22 protein-coding genes are annotated in these 19,650 nt (G+C 64.7%); 9 read left to right on the top strand and 13 right to left on the bottom strand.

What is annotated here, in order from left to right; all coding sequences use genetic code 11:
- Window positions 1-66 precede the first annotated feature (66 nt).
- The 4 genes from METH_RS05155 to METH_RS05140 form a co-directional block, all read right to left on the bottom strand.
- A complete protein-coding gene (locus METH_RS05155) occupies window positions 67-1,491 on the bottom strand; it encodes a TolC family outer membrane protein (RefSeq protein ID WP_024089366.1) in 1,425 nt (474 codons plus the stop codon).
- A gap of 136 nt (window positions 1,492-1,627) precedes the next feature.
- Window positions 1,628-2,281, bottom strand: coding sequence for a protein-L-isoaspartate O-methyltransferase family protein (locus tag METH_RS05150; RefSeq protein ID WP_024089365.1), 654 nt, complete (start codon window positions 2,279-2,281; stop codon window positions 1,628-1,630).
- Window positions 2,282-2,516: 235 nt separating this feature from the next.
- Window positions 2,517-2,858 carry a TraR/DksA family transcriptional regulator gene (locus METH_RS05145; protein WP_044008338.1) on the bottom strand — a complete coding sequence of 114 codons (342 nt, stop codon included), beginning with the start codon at window positions 2,856-2,858 and terminating at the stop codon, window positions 2,517-2,519.
- 154 nt (window positions 2,859-3,012) lie between these two features.
- Complete coding sequence (locus tag METH_RS05140) at window positions 3,013-3,339, bottom strand: TraR/DksA family transcriptional regulator (protein ID WP_024089363.1); 327 nt, start codon at window positions 3,337-3,339, stop codon at window positions 3,013-3,015.
- Between the two features lie 175 nt (window positions 3,340-3,514).
- Between METH_RS05140 and METH_RS23010 the strand changes: the two genes are divergently transcribed.
- Window positions 3,515-3,652, top strand: coding sequence for an entericidin A/B family lipoprotein (locus METH_RS23010; RefSeq protein ID WP_024089362.1), 138 nt, complete (start codon window positions 3,515-3,517; stop codon window positions 3,650-3,652).
- Window positions 3,653-3,708: 56 nt separating this feature from the next.
- On the opposite strand, the gene METH_RS05135 is transcribed toward METH_RS23010, so the two are convergent.
- Together METH_RS05135 and METH_RS05130 are read right to left on the bottom strand one after the other, a co-directional pair.
- Window positions 3,709-3,951 (bottom strand): hypothetical protein, encoded by a 243-nt coding sequence (locus tag METH_RS05135; RefSeq protein ID WP_024089361.1) that lies wholly within the window; start codon window positions 3,949-3,951, stop codon window positions 3,709-3,711.
- A gap of 111 nt (window positions 3,952-4,062) precedes the next feature.
- Complete coding sequence (locus METH_RS05130) at window positions 4,063-4,287, bottom strand: hypothetical protein (RefSeq protein WP_156927444.1); 225 nt, start codon at window positions 4,285-4,287, stop codon at window positions 4,063-4,065.
- Between the two features lie 344 nt (window positions 4,288-4,631).
- Between METH_RS05130 and METH_RS05125 the strand changes: the two genes are divergently transcribed.
- Window positions 4,632-5,648 (top strand): DUF4062 domain-containing protein, encoded by a 1,017-nt coding sequence (locus tag METH_RS05125; protein ID WP_024089359.1) that lies wholly within the window; start codon window positions 4,632-4,634, stop codon window positions 5,646-5,648.
- Window positions 5,649-5,965: 317 nt separating this feature from the next.
- Here METH_RS05125 and lepA read toward each other — a convergent pair whose 3' ends face one another.
- Window positions 5,966-7,765 carry a translation elongation factor 4 gene (gene lepA, locus METH_RS05120; protein WP_024089358.1) on the bottom strand — a complete coding sequence of 600 codons (1,800 nt, stop codon included), beginning with the start codon at window positions 7,763-7,765 and terminating at the stop codon, window positions 5,966-5,968.
- A gap of 637 nt (window positions 7,766-8,402) precedes the next feature.
- On the opposite strand from lepA, the gene METH_RS05115 reads away from it, so the two are divergent.
- From METH_RS05115 to METH_RS05105, 3 genes are all read left to right on the top strand, one after another.
- Window positions 8,403-8,585, top strand: a complete 183-nt coding sequence (locus METH_RS05115; RefSeq protein ID WP_024089357.1) for a hypothetical protein — start codon at window positions 8,403-8,405, stop codon at window positions 8,583-8,585.
- Between the two features lie 149 nt (window positions 8,586-8,734).
- Window positions 8,735-9,046, top strand: coding sequence for a hypothetical protein (locus METH_RS05110; protein WP_024089356.1), 312 nt, complete (start codon window positions 8,735-8,737; stop codon window positions 9,044-9,046).
- A 178-nt stretch (window positions 9,047-9,224) separates the two neighbouring features.
- On the top strand, window positions 9,225-10,190 hold the full coding sequence (locus METH_RS05105) for a LysR family transcriptional regulator (RefSeq protein ID WP_024089355.1): 966 nt from the start codon (window positions 9,225-9,227) through the stop codon (window positions 10,188-10,190).
- Here the strand turns inward: METH_RS05105 and METH_RS05100 are convergent, their stop codons facing one another.
- Window positions 10,191-10,628 carry a low molecular weight protein-tyrosine-phosphatase gene (locus METH_RS05100; protein WP_024089354.1) on the bottom strand — a complete coding sequence of 146 codons (438 nt, stop codon included), beginning with the start codon at window positions 10,626-10,628 and terminating at the stop codon, window positions 10,191-10,193.
- 49 nt (window positions 10,629-10,677) lie between these two features.
- Here METH_RS05100 and METH_RS05095 point away from each other — a divergent pair, with 49 nt between their 5' ends.
- Window positions 10,678-11,376, top strand: a complete 699-nt coding sequence (locus tag METH_RS05095) for an NAD-dependent deacylase (protein ID WP_044008337.1) — start codon at window positions 10,678-10,680, stop codon at window positions 11,374-11,376.
- Between the two features lie 91 nt (window positions 11,377-11,467).
- Here METH_RS05095 and METH_RS05090 read toward each other — a convergent pair whose 3' ends face one another.
- The 5 genes from METH_RS05090 to meaB all read right to left on the bottom strand — a co-directional run bounded on the left by METH_RS05090 (window position 11,468) and on the right by meaB (window position 14,714).
- The gene (locus METH_RS05090) at window positions 11,468-11,944 is read right to left on the bottom strand and encodes a copper chaperone PCu(A)C (protein WP_024089352.1); all 477 of its coding nucleotides are present in this window, start codon (window positions 11,942-11,944) and stop codon (window positions 11,468-11,470) included.
- Between the two features lie 56 nt (window positions 11,945-12,000).
- Window positions 12,001-12,348 (bottom strand): hypothetical protein, encoded by a 348-nt coding sequence (locus METH_RS05085; protein WP_024089351.1) that lies wholly within the window; start codon window positions 12,346-12,348, stop codon window positions 12,001-12,003.
- A gap of 139 nt (window positions 12,349-12,487) precedes the next feature.
- Window positions 12,488-12,778: a 50S ribosomal protein L28 gene (gene rpmB, locus METH_RS05080; RefSeq protein WP_024089350.1), complete on the bottom strand. Its 291-nt coding sequence runs from the start codon at window positions 12,776-12,778 to the stop codon at window positions 12,488-12,490.
- 149 nt (window positions 12,779-12,927) lie between these two features.
- Complete coding sequence (locus tag METH_RS05075; protein ID WP_024089349.1) at window positions 12,928-13,731, bottom strand: hypothetical protein; 804 nt, start codon at window positions 13,729-13,731, stop codon at window positions 12,928-12,930.
- A gap of 5 nt (window positions 13,732-13,736) precedes the next feature.
- The gene (gene meaB, locus METH_RS05070; protein ID WP_024089348.1) at window positions 13,737-14,714 is read right to left on the bottom strand and encodes a methylmalonyl Co-A mutase-associated GTPase MeaB; all 978 of its coding nucleotides are present in this window, start codon (window positions 14,712-14,714) and stop codon (window positions 13,737-13,739) included.
- A gap of 200 nt (window positions 14,715-14,914) precedes the next feature.
- Here meaB and hrpB point away from each other — a divergent pair, with 200 nt between their 5' ends.
- The 3 genes from hrpB (at window position 14,915) to METH_RS05055 (ending at window position 19,618) form a co-directional block, all read left to right on the top strand.
- Window positions 14,915-17,374, top strand: a complete 2,460-nt coding sequence (hrpB, locus tag METH_RS05065) for an ATP-dependent helicase HrpB (protein WP_024089347.1) — start codon at window positions 14,915-14,917, stop codon at window positions 17,372-17,374.
- Window positions 17,375-17,587: 213 nt separating this feature from the next.
- Window positions 17,588-18,046 (top strand): NUDIX hydrolase, encoded by a 459-nt coding sequence (locus METH_RS05060; protein ID WP_024089346.1) that lies wholly within the window; start codon window positions 17,588-17,590, stop codon window positions 18,044-18,046.
- Window positions 18,047-18,136: 90 nt separating this feature from the next.
- Entirely contained in the window at window positions 18,137-19,618 is a 1,482-nt protein-coding gene (locus tag METH_RS05055; protein WP_024089345.1) for an inorganic phosphate transporter, read from the top strand.
- Window positions 19,619-19,650 lie beyond the last annotated feature (32 nt).

The following is a 19,650-nucleotide window of genomic DNA, read 5'->3' as shown; positions in this document are numbered from 1 at the left end:
CACTCTTGCCTCTTGAGTCAGAGTGTAGCGGCCTTCCCGTCACCGCACAACCGATAGGATGAATTGTCAGTTACGTCCCAAGGCCTTGAGCACCCGGTCCAAATCCTTGCCGCGCTTGCTGTATTGCGCAGGCGCGTCCTTGACCAGGTTGTAATAGAGCGCCGGGTCGTAGATCTCGACCGCCAGCCCCAGATGCTCGGCGGTGAGCAGCCCCTGCGCCTGCAACAGCTGGTAGGCCGCGATGGCCTGGTTGGCACGCGCATTCACCTCGCCGGTCTGAGCATCGAGATACTGCTGCTCTGCCTGCAGCACGTCCAGCGTCGTCCGTGCCCCCAGGGTCGCCTCTTCCCGGATGCCGTCAAAAGCGACCTTGGATGCACGCACCCGTTCATTGGAGGACACCAGGGTCGCCCGCGCCGTTTCCACGTTGAAGAACGCCGAGCTGACATTCTGGCGCACAGCGCGCTGGGTATTGATCAAGGCGCCGCGTTCCGAGTCGGCACTGGCAATGGCCCGCCGCCGGGTCGCCGCGTTGAGACCGCCGGCATAGAGCTGTTGCGACAGTGTCACTGAAGCCGAAGCATCCGAGTCGGTGCCGGTGCTGCCGTTCACGTCCTCGCTCAGGCCTGCGGAGGCACGGAACCTCACATTCGGCCCCAGGGCCTTGGTCGCTGCCTGGACCAGAATGTCGGCGGATTTGACCGAATGCTGCTGCGCCAGCAGATCCGGCTGGTTGCGGGCCGCGATGGACTGCGCCCGGTCAATCGAAACCGCCCGCGACGGCAGCCGCGGCTGACCGGCAATCCTCCCCGGCGCGTGGCCGACGATCTGCAGATAGGTCGCCCGGGCGGTCAGCAGAGCGCCTTCGGCATCGGTCAGATTGGCGCGCGCGGCAGCCACCTGGCTTTGCGCCAGCGCGACATCGGTGCGGGTCACCTCGCCCACTTCGAACCGGTCCTGCGCCGCCTTCAGCTCCTCTTGCAGCAAGCTCAGGTTGTTGCGGCGCAGGGCGACATTCTCCTGCCCCTGAAGCACCCCCACATAGGCCTGCACGGCATTGAGCAGCACCGTCTGCTCGACACTCAGCAACTGCTGGCGCGCGGCAAGCACCAGCTCCTGCGCCGCCAGTTTGCGCAGGCGGGTCTCGCCGCCGTCATAGAGCAGCTGGGTCAGCTGGATCTGGGTGCCGAGATCGTTGTTGGTGAACTCGTTGAAGGTGCCGAGCTGGTTGATGCTGCGGGAATAGGTATGGCTGGCGGTGATCGTCCAGTCGATCACGGGGCGCAGCCGGGACACGGCAATCGCCACGTCCTCATCCGCGGCCCGCAGCAGCGCCCGGTTCTGATCCAGCAGGCCGCTGGTCTTATAGGCGCCGATCATCGCGTCGGACAGGTTGTCCGCCGCCGCCGTCACCGGCACCAGCGCCGTGGCCGCCACGCCGCCGGCAAACACAAAAGCCTTCAACACATTCGCCGGGAATTTCATTCGCATCGGTCGCCTTATCTTTTGCCGCGCCGCCAGCCGCGATGGTTTTTTACTGCACTCCGGGCGCTCCTTTGTCCGGCGCCCGGCCTCTGGTTCAGTCTAACGGCTGCATCGCTGCGAAGGCAATGCCGCGTTCCGCGGATCAGAGCGCGAATTCACGCGCGGCTGCAAACCCCGGCAGCACCGGGGCGCCGGCATTGAAGGCAAACCGCCAGGAGATTCCGGAGCCGCTCTTGTAGCCGATTTTCATCTCGCCAAGCGCGCCGGTCATCATCAGCGCCGCAATCCGGCCGCCGTCCTTGAGCTGGTCCAGCAGGGCCGCGGGCAGCGCCTCGACGCCGCCCTCGACCAGGATCACGTCATAGGGGCCGTGTTCGGCGGCCCCTTCCGCCAGCGGGCCGCTGTGCACAATGGCATTGTCCGCGCCGGTCTCCGACAGCAGATCCTGCGCGTCGGCGGCCATGTCCGCGTCTTCTTCGACGCCGATCACCATCTGCGCCATCCGGGCGGCCACTGCGGTGGAATAGCCCAGCCCGCAGGCCACATCGAGCACCAGTTCGTCGTTCTGCAGATCCACCGCATCGAGCATCTTGGCCAGGGTGCGCGGTTCCATCAGCACCCGGGTGCCGCCCAGTTTCACGTTCTTGTCCGCGTAAGCCGCCTCGCGCTGCGCGTCGGGGACAAACTGTTCCCGCGGGACTGCCAGCATCGCCTTGATGATCGGGTATTTGGTGACATCCGACGGACGGATCTGGGTGTCCACCATCATGCGGCGGCGCTCAGTGAAATCTGGCATCTGCTAAACTCATTTGTTCAGTCGGTCAGGCAGGTTGTGACATATCCCGGCCGACACGGCAACGGGGCCTTTTGCGCAAAGCCCTGAAGTAGTGCAGCGCCGCAGCAGGACAACGGCGGCGGTTCAGGACCGGCTTCAGCCGGCGGGGCGGCTGCCCCCCGGCTGATGAAGCTCCCGGACCTGTCCGAGGCGTGTCACGCTGCCGCCCTGCCCCGCTGCGGCCGGGGCCGGACTGTCAGAGCGCGCAGCTTTTGCAGAAGGGCGAGGCCGGACGCTGGTCCAGCCAGTCATCGGCGATGTTGTCGCCGCAAATCCGGCAATAGCCATAGGACCCCTCGCGCAGGCGGGCCAGAGCCGCATCGATGCGGCGCAGCTCGTCCAGGCCGGCCCTGGCGGGGACCGCGATGGATCCGGCACCGGCATGGCCTGCCCCCGCCTGCCGGGCTGACCCCATCTGCACCGGGTCCGGCGCAAGGCCGGAATTTGCCGGGTCCGGCGCAAGGCCGATATGTGCCAGGGTGCCTGCCAGCGCCATCCGGCGCAGTTCAAGGGTTTGTTTTCTAGTGGAAAAGTCCATAGTACATGCCCTCCAGCTCAAATGTCGCACAACTTGCTGCGGGGTCAAAGCTACAGCCTTGATCCAAGTCAAGATACCCGCGATTTCCGGGGAGCACACTACCCTATAAGTTGCAAATTTCTGGTAAATCGCTTTCCGGACCGGAGGCCGGCCCCTAGCCCGCTGCAGCGCCTGCGCAGGTTTTGCACAGGGGGGCAGCGGGCAGCAGGTCCAGCCGCGCATCGGAAATCCGCTCGCCGCAGCCGGCGCAGATGCCGTAGGTTCCTGCACGGATCCGAGCGAGCGCGGCGTCAATGCGGCGCAGCTCGTCCAGTTCGGCCTTGCCAAGGCTTTCCAGCACCTCGTCGCCCTGCCGCTCGGAGGCGCGATCCTCCCAGTCCTTGGGCATCGGTGCGTCCAGCGTGTGCTCGACCCTGCCAAGATGGCCGGTCAGTTCGGCGCGGCGCGCCTCCAGTGCCTGTTTGCGGGTGGACAGGTCCATATCTCTGGTCTCCTCATGACTGTTTGCACATCCCAGTATACCTTCTCCTCGCCTGCCGCCTTGACCTTGCTCAACCGCATCGGATCCGCTGGCCTGCAATTGCTCTGGTCTGGACTGAGGCGGCTTGCTAGACATCCGCCAAAGAGTTTTGAGCAGAGATGAGGAGCCTTCGACGATGATCAGGATTTTTACGTGTGCGCTGATGCTGCTGGGGCTGGCCGCCTGCGAGACCACCAAGGGCGCAGGGCGCGACATTTCCAAGGCGGGACAGGCGATCAGCGGCGCCGCACAGGACGTGCAGGACGCGCTGTAAGCCCATCGGTTTCAAGACAGCAACGCCCGGCCCGGTGCCGGGCGTTTTTGTTGCGGTCACTCGATCCCGAGCATCGCCTTGGCTTCGGCCAGAACGGCGACCGAGGCCGCATGATCGCCGCCGTCATGCAAGCTCTGGCCCTCGTCGCGCATGCCTTGGACCGTTGCCAGATCGGCCTCCGACAGCTCGGTCCCGGAGGCCAGCGCCGCGTCGATGGCGGCAATGTCGGCGGGGCATTGCCCGGCCAGAAGCGGCGACGCCAAGAGGGTGATCGCGGCGGCCAAAGTCAGGTGTTTCATGGTGTTATCCTCCCCAGATGAACGGGGCGGAGGATAGCATGGAAATTGCACGTTTTCAGCAGCGGAATGCTGGCCTGGCCGCGGATGCGCGGAGAGTGGCGCATGGGCCAATCAGGCCTCCGCCAGCCAGATCATCGCTTCCCAACCGGCTTCGGCAGTGACTTCAGCCAGAACTTGCTTGTAGTAGCTGAAAGACGCAGCCAGGTCCTGCGCGCTGTTATCGCTGAACTGAAACAGGAAAGACGCGATGGCGAGCGGGGCGTCCGGGCATCCGGCCACTGGATAGCTGACAAGGTTGCCGCAGCCGTCCAGCAATTCAATTCTGGCAATCGCCATTCTTTGCTCTCTTGCAAAGGCCAGGAACCCGGCGATGTCCGGAAATTGCAGGATGAACGGTGAGGACCGGGAAACTACGGCGAAATCTGTCATATGGATTGGCCCCTTTGGAAGCCGATGGTTTGACCCGCACGCGGAGGGCAGCGCCCGGCCCGGCGGGGTGGGAAGCGAAGCGCCCGCGTCGTGCTGGAACCACGCCTCTGGCGTGGCGGGGGGCGGGACGGGCGCTGCCCGGTTTGGCGGCCGGGCGGTTAGGTCGACGTAAGTCGCAAGGAGCGACTTCAATAACGAGCATCCAGCAGATACAACCCTCGTCAAGCAGAACAACACCTTTGAGCGGAATAATGTCAAAAAAGAAGTACCAAGTTTTTCTCTCTTCGACTTACTCTGACCTGCGTGCCGAAAGAGACGCCATAACACGCACACTCTTTGAAATGGGTTGCATCCCGATTGGCATGGAAGCGTTCCCTGCAGCTGACGAGGAGCAGTTCGAGTTCATCAAGAAAATCATTGATGAAACGGACTACTACATCCTTGTAATCAAGGCCAGATATGGATCGATTGCACCTGATGGAATAAGCTACACAGAAAAGGAATATCTTTATGCAAAGGAGAAAGGCATTCCGGTTCTAGCATTTGTTCATAACAACCCACAGGCGCTAGATGGAAACGAAACAGACTTGCAAGATTCTCTAAAAGCTGAAAACTTCTTCCGTTTTCGAAACGAAGTCACCAATTCTCGCCTTGTGAAAATGTGGGATGATCCCGGAACACTGCCGGCTTTCGTTGTTTTGGCCTTGAACAGAGCTATGACGGAAAACCCGGGCATAGGTTGGACCCGCGGACCGACGGTCGACTCCGATCAGACGCTACTTCAGATTGTTTCATTGCAAAACGAACTTAAAGAAGCGAAGGAAAAAATCAGAGATTTTGAAGGTCAGCAGCAAGAGATCTCTAATATCGCAGGAATTGAAACAGATATTCCACTAACCGTAGAACCTTGGCTTTACAACCACCAAGGCTCCACTATTCGCGGCACTGACGTTACAGTCACCACAAGCCTAGAAAAGATATTCTCTACGCTTAGCCCAAACATGATTGAACCTCTCAATCAAGATGCCGCTTCTAATATTATGGCCTTGGAAGCGACAGACCAAAATCGCCCTTCAAAAGCGATCGAATATAAGTACAGATTAGAAAGGGAGACCCTAAATACAGCTCGCCTACAACTGGAAGCCCTCGGATTGATTACCGTCTACAGATCAAAGACAGTTGGAGGAGATGTGGCCAATTTCTGGCAACTAACAAAGCTAGGAGTTTCGGAAATGCGCAGGTTAAGAGTTCTAAAACGGAGCGATTGATTCTAGTGCTCCGTCGCACGTTTCTGATAACTAAAAAACATCTAGAACTTTACCTCATCTGACCTTCAACGGGCCGAACCGAGGTGATTTTGCTTGGCTTTAATATTGAGCCGTGCCCGCCCGTGGCGGCGGATCGGGCGCTGCCCGGCCTCTCGGCCGGGCGGGACTTTGGATGGGGCAGAAACAGAAAACGGGGCCGAAGCCCCGTGTTGCAACTGTTTGAAAAGGTCTCGTTTCCGCCGCAGAACGCCGGGGTGCGGGCACGCAATTGGCTGCGCCAACCGCTTTCGCCCGCGCGCCCTCGGAAACGGACAGCCTCAGCTGTCCATTTTGAGGGCGGAAATAAACGCTTCCTGCGGGATGTCGACCTTGCCGAACTGGCGCATCTTCTTCTTGCCCGCTTTCTGCTTGTCCAGCAGCTTGCGCTTCCGCGTCGCGTCGCCGCCGTAGCATTTGGCGGTCACGTCCTTGCGCAGGGCGGACAGGGTTTCGCGGGCAATCACCTTGCCGCCGATCGCCGCCTGGATCGGGATCTTGAACATGTGGCGCGGGATCAGCTCTTTCAGCTTTTCGCACATCGCACGGCCGCGCATCTCGGCCCGGTCGCGGTGCACCATCATCGACAGCGCATCGACCGGCTCGTCATTGACCAGCACCGACATCTTGACCAGCGCATCCTCGCGGTAGCCGGTCATCTGGTAGTCAAAGGAGGCATAGCCCTTGGTCACCGATTTCAGCCGGTCGTAGAAGTCGAACACCACCTCGTTCAGGGGCAGGTCATAGACCACCATGGCGCGGGAGCCGGCATAGGTCAGGTCTTCCTGCAGGCCGCGGCGCTCCTGGCAGAGCTTCAGCACATCGCCGAGGTAGTCGTCGGGCACCAGGATCGTCGCCTTGATGCGCGGCTCCTGGATGTGGTCGACCTTGGACATGTCGGGCATGTCGGCGGGGTTGTGCAGGTCGATCTTCTCGCCGTCCTTCATGAACACGTGGTAAATCACCGAAGGCGCGGTGGTGATCAGCTCGATGTTGTATTCGCGCTCGATCCGGTCGCGGATCACTTCGAGGTGCAGCAGCCCGAGGAAGCCGCAGCGGAAGCCGAAGCCCAGCGCGGCGGAGGTTTCCATTTCAAACGAGAAGGAGGCGTCGTTCAGGGCCAGCTTGTCGATCGCCTCGCGCAGGTCTTCGAATTCGGCGCTATCGACCGGGAACAGCCCGCAGAACACCACCGGCTGGGCGGGTTTGAAGCCTGGCAGCGCCACCTCGGTGCCGTTGCGGTCATTGGTGATGGTGTCGCCGACACGGGTGTCGCGCACCTGTTTGATCGAAGCGGTGAGGAAGCCGATCTCGCCGGGGCCGAGGCTGTCGATCATCTGCATTTCCGGGCGGAACACGCCGATACGGTCAACGTTATGCAGGGTGTCATTGGACATGAATTTGACCCGCATGCCCTTTTTCAGCACCCCGTCCATGATCCGCACCAGCACGATGACGCCGAGATAGGCGTCGTACCAGCTGTCCACCAGCATCGCCTTCAGCGGCGCGTCGCGGGTGCCTTTGGGGGCCGGCAGGTGCTGCACGATGGCTTCCAGCGTTTCGCGGATGCCCTGGCCGGTCTTGGCGGACACCTGAATGGCGCCCGAGGCGTCGATGCCGATCACATCCTCGATCTGTTCCGCCACCCGGTCGCAGTCGGAAGCCGGCAGGTCGATCTTGTTCAGCACCGGCACGATCTCGTGGTCGGCCTCCATCGCGTGATAGACATTGGCCAGGGTCTGCGCCTCGACCCCTTGCGAGCTGTCGACCACCAGAAGCGAGCCTTCGACCGCGCGCATGGAGCGGGAGACCTCATAGGCAAAGTCGACGTGGCCGGGGGTGTCGATCAGGTTCAGCACATAGGTGTCGCCGTCATCGGCAGTGTAATCGATGCGGACGGTGTTGGCCTTGATGGTGATCCCGCGCTCGCGCTCGATATCCATCGAGTCGAGAAGCTGTTCCTTCATATCGCGGTCCTTCACCGTGCCGGTCTCCTGGATAAGCCGGTCAGCGAGGGTGGATTTGCCATGGTCGATATGGGCGACGATGGAGAAATTGCGGATTTTGGCGAGGTCTGTCATGCAAGGGGATATGATTTGGTTTTGGGGTTTGGTCAAGCGGGCGCAGCGGTCCAGCTGATGATATTTCACCGGGTGGGGAATTGGAGGCCGGGTTTTGCGCCAGATCGAGACCGAAGATCAGCCAGGAGCCCGCTGTCAGGGGCGGCGCGTTCAGCCTGCGCCGCCTGCGCTTCAGGGCACTTCTGCACGCACATGCGTATCAGCATCAGGCAGCATGGTAATTCAACCACCCGCCCGGCCGGGAGGCCGGGCCGCGCCTGACCGCCCCCGCGGCAAGGCGCGCTGCGCCTCCCCAAGGTCAGACGCGGCCCTTCGCTCTGCAATAGGTCCGCCGCGCCTGAACAGGGCTCCGCCCGTTCGGGTCTGAAGTGGTGCCCCGCATCAATTCCAGGACGGCCCTCACTCCCCGCCGGAAGGCGCGCTTGCCCCCCAGAAAGTCAGCCGCCGCCCTCGGAACAAAGACGCGGCTGTTGCTTCCTGAAGGGGCCGTGCGGACAGCCCCCGGCGCTTCCAGACGCCCCGAACGCCTCAAATTCTCCCCGCCCCCTTCGCGTGCACCCGAAATGCGCTATACTCCTTCTGTACCGCGAAACGCGCGCCCCTCTGGTGGGAGACACAGCAAAGGAGGACGACCCGCATGGATGCAATCAAAGCCGCTGAATATGCACGCGCGCTCTATGCCGCGCATGGCGACAAAGCCGAAGCCGAAGCCGCGCAGAAGATGCGCACCTGCCAGGAAGCCGGCAAGGACACCGAGGCCGCAGACTGGAAAGCCGTGCGCCAGGCAGTCCGCGCCCTGCGCGGGCCGAACCAGGCCTGAAGACGGCAGCAGCCGGAGGGCCGGGGCAACCGGCGCTCCGGCCCTGACTCTCCCGATTACCGTGATTGAAACGCGCTTTGGCTTTTGGCATACTGCCGCCAATTCTGCGGGCAGCAGACCTGCTTGCCAAAAAACGGGGCACGAGCAAGATGAAATTTTTCCTGACCGCCGCGCTTTGCGCCGGGTTCCTCACCGCACTGGCGCCTGCCGGCGCCGAAGCCGGCGAGATTGAGCGCGCCTGCCGCCAGTCCGACCGCACCGCCGCCTCGCCCGGCTTGTGCCGCTGCATCCAGAAGGTGGCCAACCGCAGCCTGACACGGGCCGAGCGCAAGACCGTCTCGAAATGGTTCTCCGATCCGCACCAGGCCCAGGTGGTGCGTCAGTCCTCCAGCCGCACGGACGAACGGCTGTGGCTGCGCTATAAGGCGTTTGGCGATCACGCGGCGCGCAGCTGCGGCTGACGCCCCGGCTTTCAGTCTTTCAGTCAAACCGCGGAAACAGCCGCCCCTGCGGGCGCCTGTTTCCGTTCAGCTGCATCTGCGCTGCGGCATTTTCGCAAGGGGTTAGGCTGCGCCTTTGCCCCCCTTGACCGGGCTGCTGCAACGCGGAACAAACGGCGTAAGCTATTGGAGCGATTGCATGTTGATCAAAGGTGTTACCCTGCGCGGGCTGGAAGTGTTCGAAGCTTTGGCCAAAACCGGATCGGTGGCGCAGGCGGCGGAGATGACCGGCCTCAGCCAGCCCGCCGTCAGCCAGCAGATGCGCAACCTGGAAAAGGCGCTGGACAGCGAATTGATCGATCACGGCCGCCGTCCGATGGTGCTGACCGCCGCCGGGCGCAGTTTTCTGACCCGGACCGAGGCGGTCCTGTCCGAACTGCGGCTGGCGCAAAGCGAACTGACAGTGATGGACCTCACCCATCTGCAGGCGCTGTCGATCGGGCTGATAGATGATTTTGACAACGACCTGACACCGCGGCTGGCGACCATCCTTGCCGATAGCCTGACCCAGTGCCGGTTCAAGATGATCACCGCCTCCAGCCATGACATTGTGCAGGCGATGGAGGCGCGCGAGCTGCATATTGCCGTTGCCGCCACCACCGGCAGGCCGCACGACGGGCTGGTGGAGCACCCGCTGGTGCGCGACCCCTTCATCCTGGTGGCGCCCAAGGGGGCCTTGTCCGATGCGGCGCAGGCGGCAGAGCAGCTGCAGGATCTGCCCTTCCTGCGCTATGCGCGCGAGCAGCTGATCTCGCAGCAGATCGAGGGGCTGCTGGCGCGCCAGAAGCTGGAGTTCGAAGACCGGTTCGAGGTCGGCTCGCATCTGGCGCTGATGGCGATGGTGGCGCGGCGGATCGGCTGGGCGGTCACCACCCCGCTGGGCTACATGCGGGCGGCGCGGTTCCACGACCAGATCGAAGCCTTCCCGCTGCCCTTCGGCGAGATGTCGCGGACGATTTCGCTGTTTTCGGCCGCCGATTGGGCGGACCGGGTGCCGCGCGACGTGGCGGAAACCCTGCGGCGGCTGGTGCAGAGCCAGATGATCGACCCCGCCGTGCAGCGGCTGCCGTTTCTGGCGGGCGGGTTCCGGGTGATCGGGGCGTAATTACAGGGCCGCTTTCAATCCTTTGGCGGCCGCTTCGATCAGATCCAGGCAGCCATCGAAGTCGCGGGTGTAATAGGGATCGGGCACATGATCGGCGCCGGTTCCGGGGGCGTAGCCGGTGAACAGGCGCACTTGGGTATCATTGCCCGCCGGGCGCAGGGCTTCGATCGCCTCAAGGTTGCCGGCATCCATTGCGATGATCAGATCGAAGGCGTCGAAATCACCGCGCCGGAACTGCCGCGCCCGCAGGTCCGAGATATCCAGCCCGCGCGCGCTTGCCGCCGCCTGCATCGGGCCATAGGGCGGCTCGCCTGCGTGATAGGATGCCGTGCCGGCACTGTCTGTCTCAACCTCCGGGCACAGCGCGCGGAACACGCCCTCGGCCGCCGGCGAGCGGCAGATGTTTCCTAGGCAGACAAACAGAATACGGGTAGGCATGCGTTTATGGCTCCTGTGAACAGGGCCCGTGATAGGAGGTTCCGCAGCGATGGGAAAGAGTGCAAAGATCGTGATCCTGACCGGCGCCGGGATTTCCGCCGAAAGCGGGCTGGGCACCTTCCGCGACGAGGGCGGCCTGTGGGCGCAGCACCGGATCGAGGATGTGGCAACCCCTGAAGGCTTTGCCCGCGACCCGGATCTCGTGCATCGCTTTTACAACGCCCGCCGCGCCCAGGCGGCGGCGGCCCGGCCGAACCCTGCGCATCAGGCGCTGGCGCGGCTGCAGGCACAGCACAAGGGCGAGGTGGTCATCGTCACCCAGAATGTGGACGGGCTGCACGAGGCCGGCGGCGCGCAGGCGGTGCTGCATATGCACGGCACGCTGGCGGGGGCGCTGTGCGCCGCCTGCGGCCACCGCTGGCCCGCCCCTTTGGCAATGCGCACAGGCATAGCCTGCCCCGCCTGCGCGGCGCCTGCGGGCCGCCCGGATGTGGTCTGGTTCGGCGAGATCCCCTATTTCATGGAAGAGATCTTTGCGCATCTGGCGGCGGCGGATGTGTTTGCTGCCATCGGCACCTCGGGCGAGGTCTACCCGGCCGCCGCCTTTGTCGATGAGGCGCATCTGGCGGGCGCCCGTACGGTAGAGCTGAATCTGCAGCCTTCCGCCGCCGCCTCGCGCTTTGCCGAGCGCCGTTTCGGCCCGGCCAGCGAAACTGTTCCGGCCTGGGTGGCAGAGCTGCTCGGCTGACCCCGGACCCCGGAAAGCCCGCCCTCCGGCGGGCTTTGGGCGCGCAGGAGGGCTGCGGCGCAGCCTGACGCCGCGCCCGCCCTGCCCGGGTTCAGTTGGAGTGGCTGCCGTGGCCCCCGGCCTTGCGCTCCAGATCGACCGGCACCTCGACTTCCACCTCGCCGGCCTTCTCGAACACCAGCGTCAGCGTCACCGCATCACCGTGGTTCAGCGCCCGTGTCAGCCCCATGAACATGACATGATCGCCGCCGCGCTTCAGCATAAGGGTGCCGCCCCCGGCGATGGCAAAGCCGTCCTCCACATGCATCATCTTCATGACGCCGTCATCACTTTCCTTGTGAGTATGCAGCTGCACCCTTGCCGCCGCATCCGAGCGGACGCCGATCAGCCGGTCATCCGCATCGGTCTGGTTCACGATCTGCATGAAGGCGGCACCGGCCTTGGCAGCGGGCGAGGACACCCGGGCGTATTGATCACGCACCAGGATCTTATCGGCGCCGCCGGCAAAGGCCGAACCGGCCAGAACGGCCGCAGCGGCGGCGGCAACGAATTGGGATTTCAGGGACATTGCCTGTCTCCTTGTAAGAAAGCATTTGAATTTTGGGGTAACGGGGTTGTCTGCGGTCAGGCCGCAGGCGGCGAACGGGCGGTGGCCTCCGGTTCGCGATGCCCGCCCCTGGCCGGTTTTTGCGGAACCGCATCCACACGGCCCGCCGACTGACCGGGAACCGGCAGGGCGGCAGGCAGCGCCACCGCATCCAGCAGATGCATCACGCATTCGGGGCAGCTGTGCGGCGGCGGCACCGGCTGGCCGTCGCTGTCCACATAGACAATTTCCGGCCCCAAGCCTGTGCAGATCACCATCTGCCCGGCCGCGTCCCGCGCGCCCTGCCGTGCCGCAGCGCTATGCGCCGTCAGGGCAACCGCAAGGGCCAGGAACAGACCAAGATACAGGCGCGGAAAATGTTTCATCACCGGCAGATATGCCCGCCCGCCGCCGCCGCCGCAAGAGCCATCGCCGCGGCAGATTGCGCAAACGCAAACACCGCGCCGGGTTTCCCCGGCGCGGTGCCTGTAACTGTAATCCGGTGAAGGGATCAGGCCAGGTCTATCAAGCCTGGGCGGCTTGTGCCTTGGCGATCTCTTTCTTCACTTTCAGTGCGTTGTCGGACAGCTCTTCGTTCTTGGCTTTTGCCAGAAAGGCGTCCAGACCGCCACGGTGATCAACCGAGCGCAGCGCAGCAGCGGAGATCTTCAGCTTGACGCCGCGGCCCAGGGTCTCGGACTGCAGGGTCACATCATTCAGGTTCGGCAGAAACCGGCGGCGGGTTCTGTTTTTCGCGTGGCTGACATTGTTGCCAGTCATCGGGCCTTTTCCGGTCAGTTCGCAACGGCGCGACATATCATCATCCTTCGTTTCTGGAAGCCCGGAGCAGCTCCGGGCTAAATCACAAGGGGCGCGGCCATTGGCTGCGCCCGAAAACTGGTCCGCTGCTCATACGATCAACCAGCAACAGCGTCAAGTGATTCAACTCAGCTTTCTTGCGGGGTTTATTGCCCCTTTTCCTGTTCGGCTGCAAGCCTTTCCAGCCATGCGTCCGCAGCGGCGCCGAGCTGCGGCCTGCCGCGTTGCCGCGCAACCCGCGCCAGGCGCTGCCAATAGGTCGGAGAGCGCCTGCGCCGCTCTCTGTGCAGGCCAACAACCCGCGCCGCGGTCAGCGGCCCTGTGTGCAGCATCGACTGCAGGTCCCAGAAGCTGCCGCCCTCGCGGATCACCTGGCTGGCCGGATGGCCGCCGCAGGACAAGCGGCACAGCTGCAGATCCGGGAACACCGCCTGAATGTACAGCGCGTGGCTCAGGTCCATCTTGCGGAACGGATCGAACAGAACCACCCCCTGCAGGCCGTGGCGGCCATAGCGGATCAGATCGCCCAGGGCTTCATCGAAAGCCGCCGCTTCCTTGCGGCGGCGGTCGTGCGGCACCGCACCTTGCGCAATGGTGTATTGCGGCGAGACGGCGATCAGCCGCTGCAGGTTCAGCGCCGCAGAAAACCGCAGCGCCCCGTAGCCGCCCATCGAAAACCCCATCGCCGCCGCGTCCCGATAGCGCCCGGCCAGCTCTTTCAGGCTGCGGGACAGGGCCTGGGTCTCGCTGTTCACGTACCAGTCATTCTTGCGGCACTGGATATGCAGATGCGCATAGCCGTGCTGCGTCATGTTCCTGACCGGGCCGCGGTCTTCGAACTCCCCGGCCACGGCCACCCGCTGGCGGAAAGTCACGAACAGCCGTTCTGCCTGCGCATTGAACAGCGAAGCGCGCAGTTTTTCGCCGTCAAAGACGCGGATCTCCTGCATGCGCCTCAGCCCTTCAGATGATCCTGCAGCATCTGTTCCGCCGCCGCCGCCGGGGTCAGCGCGCCCTCGGCCACCTGGCCGGACAGCGCTGCCATGGCGGTTTGGGCACTGGCGGTATGCAGCCGCGCCAGCAGCGCCTGGCGCACCTCCTGATCGAACCAGTAGCAGGACTGATCCGCACGGCGGCGGTCCCAATGGCCGTTTTCCCGGCGCCAGGCGGTCAGCGCCTGCATCTCCTCCCAGGCCTGTTCCAGCCCGTGTTCCTCGACCGCCGAGACCATCAGCGCCTTGGGGAAGCCTTCCGGGTCCTGCGGGCGCTTGCGCAGCAGCCGCAGCGCGCCGGCGTAATCGGCGCAGGTGCGGGTCGCGACGGGTTTCAGGGGGCCGTCGGCCTTGTTGACAAGAATGAGATCGGCCATTTCCATGATGCCGCGCTTCACCCCCTGCAGCTCATCGCCGCCCGCAGGCGCCAGCAGCAGCAGGAACAGGTCCGACATCTCGGCCACCACGGTTTCCGACTGGCCGACGCCGACGGTCTCGACCAGCACCACGTCGAACCCGGCCGCCTCGCACAGGGCCACCGCCTCGCGCGAGCGGCGGGCGACGCCGCCCAGGTGGGTCTGGCTGGGGGACGGGCGGATAAAAGCGTTACGCTCGCGGCTGAGGCGCTCCATCCGGGTCTTGTCGCCCAGGATCGAACCGCCGGAGCGCGCCGAGCTGGGATCCACTGCCAGCACCGCCACCCGCAGGCCCAGCGCTGTCAGCATCATGCCGAAGCTTTCGATGAAGGTGGACTTGCCCACCCCCGGGGTGCCGGACAGGCCGATGCGCAGCGACTGGCGTTTGTGCTTTGCCAGCTCCGACAGCAGCTCCTGCGCCATGCTGCGGTGATCGGCGCGGCCGCTTTCCACCAGGGTGATGGCGCGGGCCAGGGCCCGGCGGTCGCCGTCCAAGATCTTCTGCTTCAGCTGTTCGGTATCCATGCGCGTCTTCCTGTCGTGATGGGCGGACCTTGGCGCAAGCCCGCCCGGATTGTCCAGTGCCTGCCATCTGCCGGGCAATCTACAACAGCAGCGGGCGCGGAAAAGGCGGCAAATCCGCCGCGCCTGCCCCCGTTTGCGCAGACTGCCGGGTGCTGACTGGGCGCTAGACCTTGCCGCCGCCTTTGGCGATAAGGCGGGTCATGACCAGATTGCCGATCGAAGACGCCCTTCCTGAATTGCTGGACGCCCTGCGCAAGCGGGGCCGTGCTGTGCTGCAGGCGCCGCCCGGCGCGGGCAAGACCACCCGGGTGCCGCTGGCCATGCTGGAGGCCGGGCTGACCGCGGCGCGGATCGTGATGCTGGAGCCCCGCCGCCTGGCGGCGCGCGCGGCCGCCGAGCGGATGGCGGAAACGCTGGGCGAGAGACCCGGGGAAACCGTCGGCTACCGGGTGCGCGGCGATGCCAAAGTGTCGAAATCCACCCGCATCGAAGTTGTGACCGAAGGCATCCTGACCCGGATGCTGCAGTCGGACCCGGATCTGCCCGGCGTGGGCGCGGTGATCTTTGATGAATTCCACGAACGGTCGCTGAACGCAGACCTGGGCCTTGCCTTGTGTCTTGAAGTGGCCGGCGCGCTGCGCGATGACCTGATCCTGATGGCGATGTCGGCAACGCTGGATGCCGGACCGGTGGCGGCGCTGATGGACGCGCCGATGGTCACCTCCGAAGGACGCAGCTATCCGGTGGAAACCCGCTGGCTGGACCGTCCCCTGCCCGCCCAGGCCCGCCGTGCGGACGCGCTTGCGGATCTGGTGGTGCAGGCGGAAAAGGACACCCGCAGCGCAGACAGCGATCAGGGCGGCGGCATTCTGGTGTTCCTGCCCGGCGAGGGCGAGATCCGCCGTGCGGCCGGCGCCCTGGCCAAACGCCTGCCCGGCCATTGCCATGTCCGGCCCCTGTTCGGCGCCCTGCCCTTTGCCGATCAGCGTGCCGCCATCCAGCCGGAAAAGGACGGGCGCAAGGTGGTGCTGGCAACCTCGATTGCCGAGACCTCGCTGACCATTCAGGACATCCGGGTGGTGGTGGATATGGGCCAGGCGCGGCGCGCGCGGTTCGATCCCGGCTCCGGCATGTCGCGGCTGGTAACGGAGAAAGTCACCCGCGCCGAGGCCACCCAGCGCCGGGGCCGCGCGGGCCGGGTTGCCGAGGGCGTCTGCTACCGGCTGTGGACCAAGGGCGAGGAAGGCGCGCTGATGGCGTTCCCGCCGGCCGAAATCGAAAGCGCCGACCTTACTGATCTGGCGCTGGAGCTGGCCTTGTGGGGCGCGGCACCGGAGGAGCTGTCGTTTCTCAGCCAGCCACCCGCCGGCGCGTTGAGCGAAGCGCAAGCGCTGCTGCAGATGCTGGGCGCCTTGACTGCGCAGGGGCGGATCACCAAACACGGCAAGGCGCTGTCGGCGCTGCCGCTGCACCCCCGACTTGGCCATATGCTGCTGACCGCAGGCCCGGCTGCAGCGCCGCTGGCGGCCCTCCTGGGCGAGCGCGACCCGTTGCGCGGGGCGCCTGCCGATCTGTCTCTGCGGCTGGAGGCGCTGAAAGATCCCAAGGGGTTTGAGCGCAAGCGCCCCTACCAGCTGAACCGCCCGGCGGTGGAACGGATCAAAAGCGAGGCCCGGCGGCTGGAGCGGCAGGCAGGGCGCGGCACCGGCATGCTGTCCCCGGCGGCGATGGCCGCGCTGGCCTATCCCGACCGCGTCGGTCAGCGGCGCAAGGGCGACGCGCCGCGGTTTGTGCTGTCCGGCGGCAAGGGCGCGGTGCTGGAAAGCAGCGACACGCTGGCGGGCGCTCCTTTCATCGTGGCGCTGGACACCGACGGCAACCCGCGTGAGGCCAGGATCCGGATGGCGGCGCAGATCTCCCTTGGCGAAATCCGCGCGCTGTTTGCGGATCAGACCGCCTGGAACGATGTCTGCGGCTGGTCCAAACGCGACCGCCGGGTGGTGTCGCGCCAGCAGGAGCGGTTCGGCGCCATCGTGCTGGACGACCGGATCTGGAAAGAGGTTCCGCAAGACGCCGTTGCCCACGCCATGCTGGACGGTGTGCGCGACCTGGGCCTGCGGCTGACCGGCGCCGCTGCGCGGCTGGCGGCGCGGGTGGAGTTGGTGCGGGCTGAGGGCCATGAGCTGCCGGATTTCACCATCCCCGGCCTGATGGACCAGCTGGAAGACTGGCTGCTGCCGATGCTGGACGGGGTGAAAAGCGCCGAAGAGTGGAAGCGTTTCGATCTTCTGCCCGCGCTGCGCGCCGCCCTCAACTGGGAGCAGACACAGCTGCTGGACCGCGAGGCGCCGGGCAGCTTCATCACGCCGCTGGGCCGCAAGATCCCGATCGGCTATGACGGCGAGGTGCCGGAAATCTCGGTCCGCCTGCAGGAGCTGTTCGGCGTCAGCCGCCACCCTGCCGTGGGCGGTGTGCCGCTGAAGATCACGCTGCTGTCGCCGGCCCAGCGCCCGATCCAGATCACCCGCGACCTGCCCGGCTTCTGGGCGGGGTCATACGCGGACGTGCGCAAGGACATGCGCGCGCAATATCCCAGGCACCCCTGGCCCGAAGACCCCACCCGCGAAGACCCGACGCTGCGCGCAAAACGCCGGAAATAGGCGCCGGGCTGCGATCCCGGCCCGGCCCGCGCCGGGGTCCGCCCCGCTGGGGTCTGCACCGCGGGCGCAAGCAGCCCGGGACCCGATGCAGCCTGCCGCTTGCAAGGCCGGCATATCTGCGGCTGCGGCCTTGAAACTCCGGGGATTCAGGCTTACTTTTCCACAATTCCAAACAAAACACGGGACCAACCCAACAACAAAGGCTGGGCAGATATGACAAGCACTCTGATCCGCGCCTGGGAAGAAATTCTCAAGCCGATGCTGAAACGACCAAACCGCCTGCAGGTTGCTGCGCTGTGCTACCGAACCGGCGCGGACGGCAAGGAAGTGCTGATGATCACCAGCCGCGGCACCGGCCGCTGGATCCTGCCCAAGGGCTGGCCGGTCGATGGCAAGGACGGACCGGATTCGGCCCTGCAGGAAGCCTGGGAAGAAGCCGGCGTCAGCGCGGCCCGCATTTCGGAAAAACCGATCGGCGAATACAATTACACCAAATACCACGACAACGGCACCGAAGAACCGGTGACGACGCTGATTTTCTCGGCCGAGGTCGAGCAGCTGACCGACGACTATCCCGAATCTGCTGAGCGCAACCGCCAGTGGATGCGCCCGGAGGAAGCCGCAACCCTGGTGCACGAGCCGCAGTTGCAGGACGTTTTGCGTCAATTGTAAAAGTTATGTGACATTTTCATGTCAGACGCTTGATCCGTAACCAGAGCGGCGTTAGGCGCGTGCGCAGACTTCGGAATCAGGAATGCCACGATGAGCGATGCAGATCCGCGCACGCAATGGAACACGCTGGACAAGGATCTGAACCGGATCTCCCAGCTCGAACTGGCCACAAGCTATGCCTCCCGCCCTCTGGTAGCACCCGGCATTGCGCTGGCCTTCATCGTGCTGGCAGGTCTCGGCGCCGGCGTGTTCTTTGGCAGTTCAGCGATGAATATGGTGGTAATCGCCGCCGCTGCCTTTGGCGCCTATATGGCGATCAACATCGGCGCCAATGACGTTGCCAACAACATGGGGCCGGCGGTGGGCGCAAACGCGCTGACCATGGGCGGCGCCATCGTGATTGCCGCTGTTGCCGAAAGCGCGGGCGCGCTGCTGGCCGGCGGCGATGTGGTCTCGACCATTTCCAAGGGCATTGTCGATCCCACGGCTGTCGCCAGCAGCGACGTGTTCATCTGGGCAATGATGGCGGCGCTGATCTCCTCGGCGCTATGGGTGAACCTGGCCACCTGGGTCGGCGCGCCTGTGTCCACCACCCATTCGGTGGTGGGCGGTGTTCTGGGCGCCGGTGTGGCGGCCGCAGGCGTTGCCGCCGTGAACTGGCCCACCATGGGCAAGATCGCCGCCAGCTGGGTGATCTCGCCCGTATTGGGCGGGGTGGTTGCCGCCCTGTTCCTGGCCTTCATCAAGGCCAAGATCATCTATCAGGACGACAAGATCGCAGCCGCGCGGCGCTGGGTGCCGGTGCTGGTCGGGATCATGGCCGGCGCCTTTGCTGCCTATCTCGCGCTTAAGGGCCTGAAACGGATCGTCAAGATCGACCTCGAGACCGCGCTGATGATCGGCGCCGGCACCGGGGCGCTGTCCTATGTGATCACCGCGCCGCTGATCAAGCGCCAGTCCGAGGGCATGGAGAACCGCAACAAGTCGCTGAAGGCGCTGTTCGGCCTGCCGCTGGTGATTTCCGCCGCCCTGCTGTCCTTTGCCCATGGCGCCAATGACGTCGCCAACGCAGTCGGACCGCTGGCTGCCATCGTGCACGCCACCGAATTCGGCGACTTCGCGGCCAAGGTGACCATCCCCACCTGGGTGATGGTGATCGGCGCCTTCGGGATCTCGTTCGGCCTGTTCCTGTTCGGCCCCAAGCTGATCCGCATGGTGGGCAGCCAGATCACCAAGCTGAACCCGATGCGCGCCTACTGTGTGTCGCTGTCTGCGGCGATCACCGTGATCGTGGCCAGCTGGCTGGGCCTGCCGGTGTCCTCCACCCATATCGCTGTGGGGGCCGTGTTCGGCGTCGGTTTCTTCCGCGAATGGCATATGGAGCGCCGCCTGAAAAAATCCGCCGAGGGCCTGCCGCCGGAAAAGCGTATCGCGCCCGAAGAACGCCGCCGCCGCAAGCTGGTGCGCCGCAGCCACTTCATGACCATTATTGCGGCCTGGGTCATCACCGTGCCCGCCGCCGCGCTGCTGTCAGCGGTGATCTACCTGTTGCTGAACGCCATCGTCGGCTGATCCGCACGGCTTCGGCACTTGAGAGCCCCCGC

Origin of the sequence: Leisingera methylohalidivorans DSM 14336, assembly GCF_000511355.1 — a bacterium.
Taxonomy (GTDB): domain Bacteria; phylum Pseudomonadota; class Alphaproteobacteria; order Rhodobacterales; family Rhodobacteraceae; genus Leisingera; species Leisingera methylohalidivorans.
This window is presented reverse-complemented; position numbering and strand designations above follow the sequence as displayed.

Coding starts and splice junctions, on each gene's coding strand:
- METH_RS05155 (WP_024089366.1), bottom strand. CDS start 1,491: ATGCGAATGAAATTCCCGGCGAATGTGTTGAAGGCTTTTGTGTTTGCC.
- METH_RS05150 (WP_024089365.1), bottom strand. CDS start 2,281: ATGCCAGATTTCACTGAGCGCCGCCGCATGATGGTGGACACCCAGATC.
- METH_RS05145 (WP_044008338.1), bottom strand. CDS start 2,858: ATGGACTTTTCCACTAGAAAACAAACCCTTGAACTGCGCCGGATGGCG.
- METH_RS05140 (WP_024089363.1), bottom strand. CDS start 3,339: ATGGACCTGTCCACCCGCAAACAGGCACTGGAGGCGCGCCGCGCCGAA.
- METH_RS23010 (WP_024089362.1), top strand. CDS start 3,515: ATGATCAGGATTTTTACGTGTGCGCTGATGCTGCTGGGGCTGGCCGCC.
- METH_RS05135 (WP_024089361.1), bottom strand. CDS start 3,951: ATGAAACACCTGACTTTGGCCGCCGCGATCACCCTCTTGGCGTCGCCG.
- METH_RS05130 (WP_156927444.1), bottom strand. CDS start 4,287: ATGGCGATTGCCAGAATTGAATTGCTGGACGGCTGCGGCAACCTTGTC.
- METH_RS05125 (WP_024089359.1), top strand. CDS start 4,632: ATGTCAAAAAAGAAGTACCAAGTTTTTCTCTCTTCGACTTACTCTGAC.
- lepA (WP_024089358.1), bottom strand. CDS start 7,765: ATGACAGACCTCGCCAAAATCCGCAATTTCTCCATCGTCGCCCATATC.
- METH_RS05115 (WP_024089357.1), top strand. CDS start 8,403: ATGGATGCAATCAAAGCCGCTGAATATGCACGCGCGCTCTATGCCGCG.
- METH_RS05110 (WP_024089356.1), top strand. CDS start 8,735: ATGAAATTTTTCCTGACCGCCGCGCTTTGCGCCGGGTTCCTCACCGCA.
- METH_RS05105 (WP_024089355.1), top strand. CDS start 9,225: ATGTTGATCAAAGGTGTTACCCTGCGCGGGCTGGAAGTGTTCGAAGCT.
- METH_RS05100 (WP_024089354.1), bottom strand. CDS start 10,628: ATGCCTACCCGTATTCTGTTTGTCTGCCTAGGAAACATCTGCCGCTCG.
- METH_RS05095 (WP_044008337.1), top strand. CDS start 10,678: ATGGGAAAGAGTGCAAAGATCGTGATCCTGACCGGCGCCGGGATTTCC.
- METH_RS05090 (WP_024089352.1), bottom strand. CDS start 11,944: ATGTCCCTGAAATCCCAATTCGTTGCCGCCGCCGCTGCGGCCGTTCTG.
- METH_RS05085 (WP_024089351.1), bottom strand. CDS start 12,348: ATGAAACATTTTCCGCGCCTGTATCTTGGTCTGTTCCTGGCCCTTGCG.
- rpmB (WP_024089350.1), bottom strand. CDS start 12,778: ATGTCGCGCCGTTGCGAACTGACCGGAAAAGGCCCGATGACTGGCAAC.
- METH_RS05075 (WP_024089349.1), bottom strand. CDS start 13,731: ATGCAGGAGATCCGCGTCTTTGACGGCGAAAAACTGCGCGCTTCGCTG.
- meaB (WP_024089348.1), bottom strand. CDS start 14,714: ATGGATACCGAACAGCTGAAGCAGAAGATCTTGGACGGCGACCGCCGG.
- hrpB (WP_024089347.1), top strand. CDS start 14,915: ATGACCAGATTGCCGATCGAAGACGCCCTTCCTGAATTGCTGGACGCC.
- METH_RS05060 (WP_024089346.1), top strand. CDS start 17,588: ATGACAAGCACTCTGATCCGCGCCTGGGAAGAAATTCTCAAGCCGATG.
- METH_RS05055 (WP_024089345.1), top strand. CDS start 18,137: ATGAGCGATGCAGATCCGCGCACGCAATGGAACACGCTGGACAAGGAT.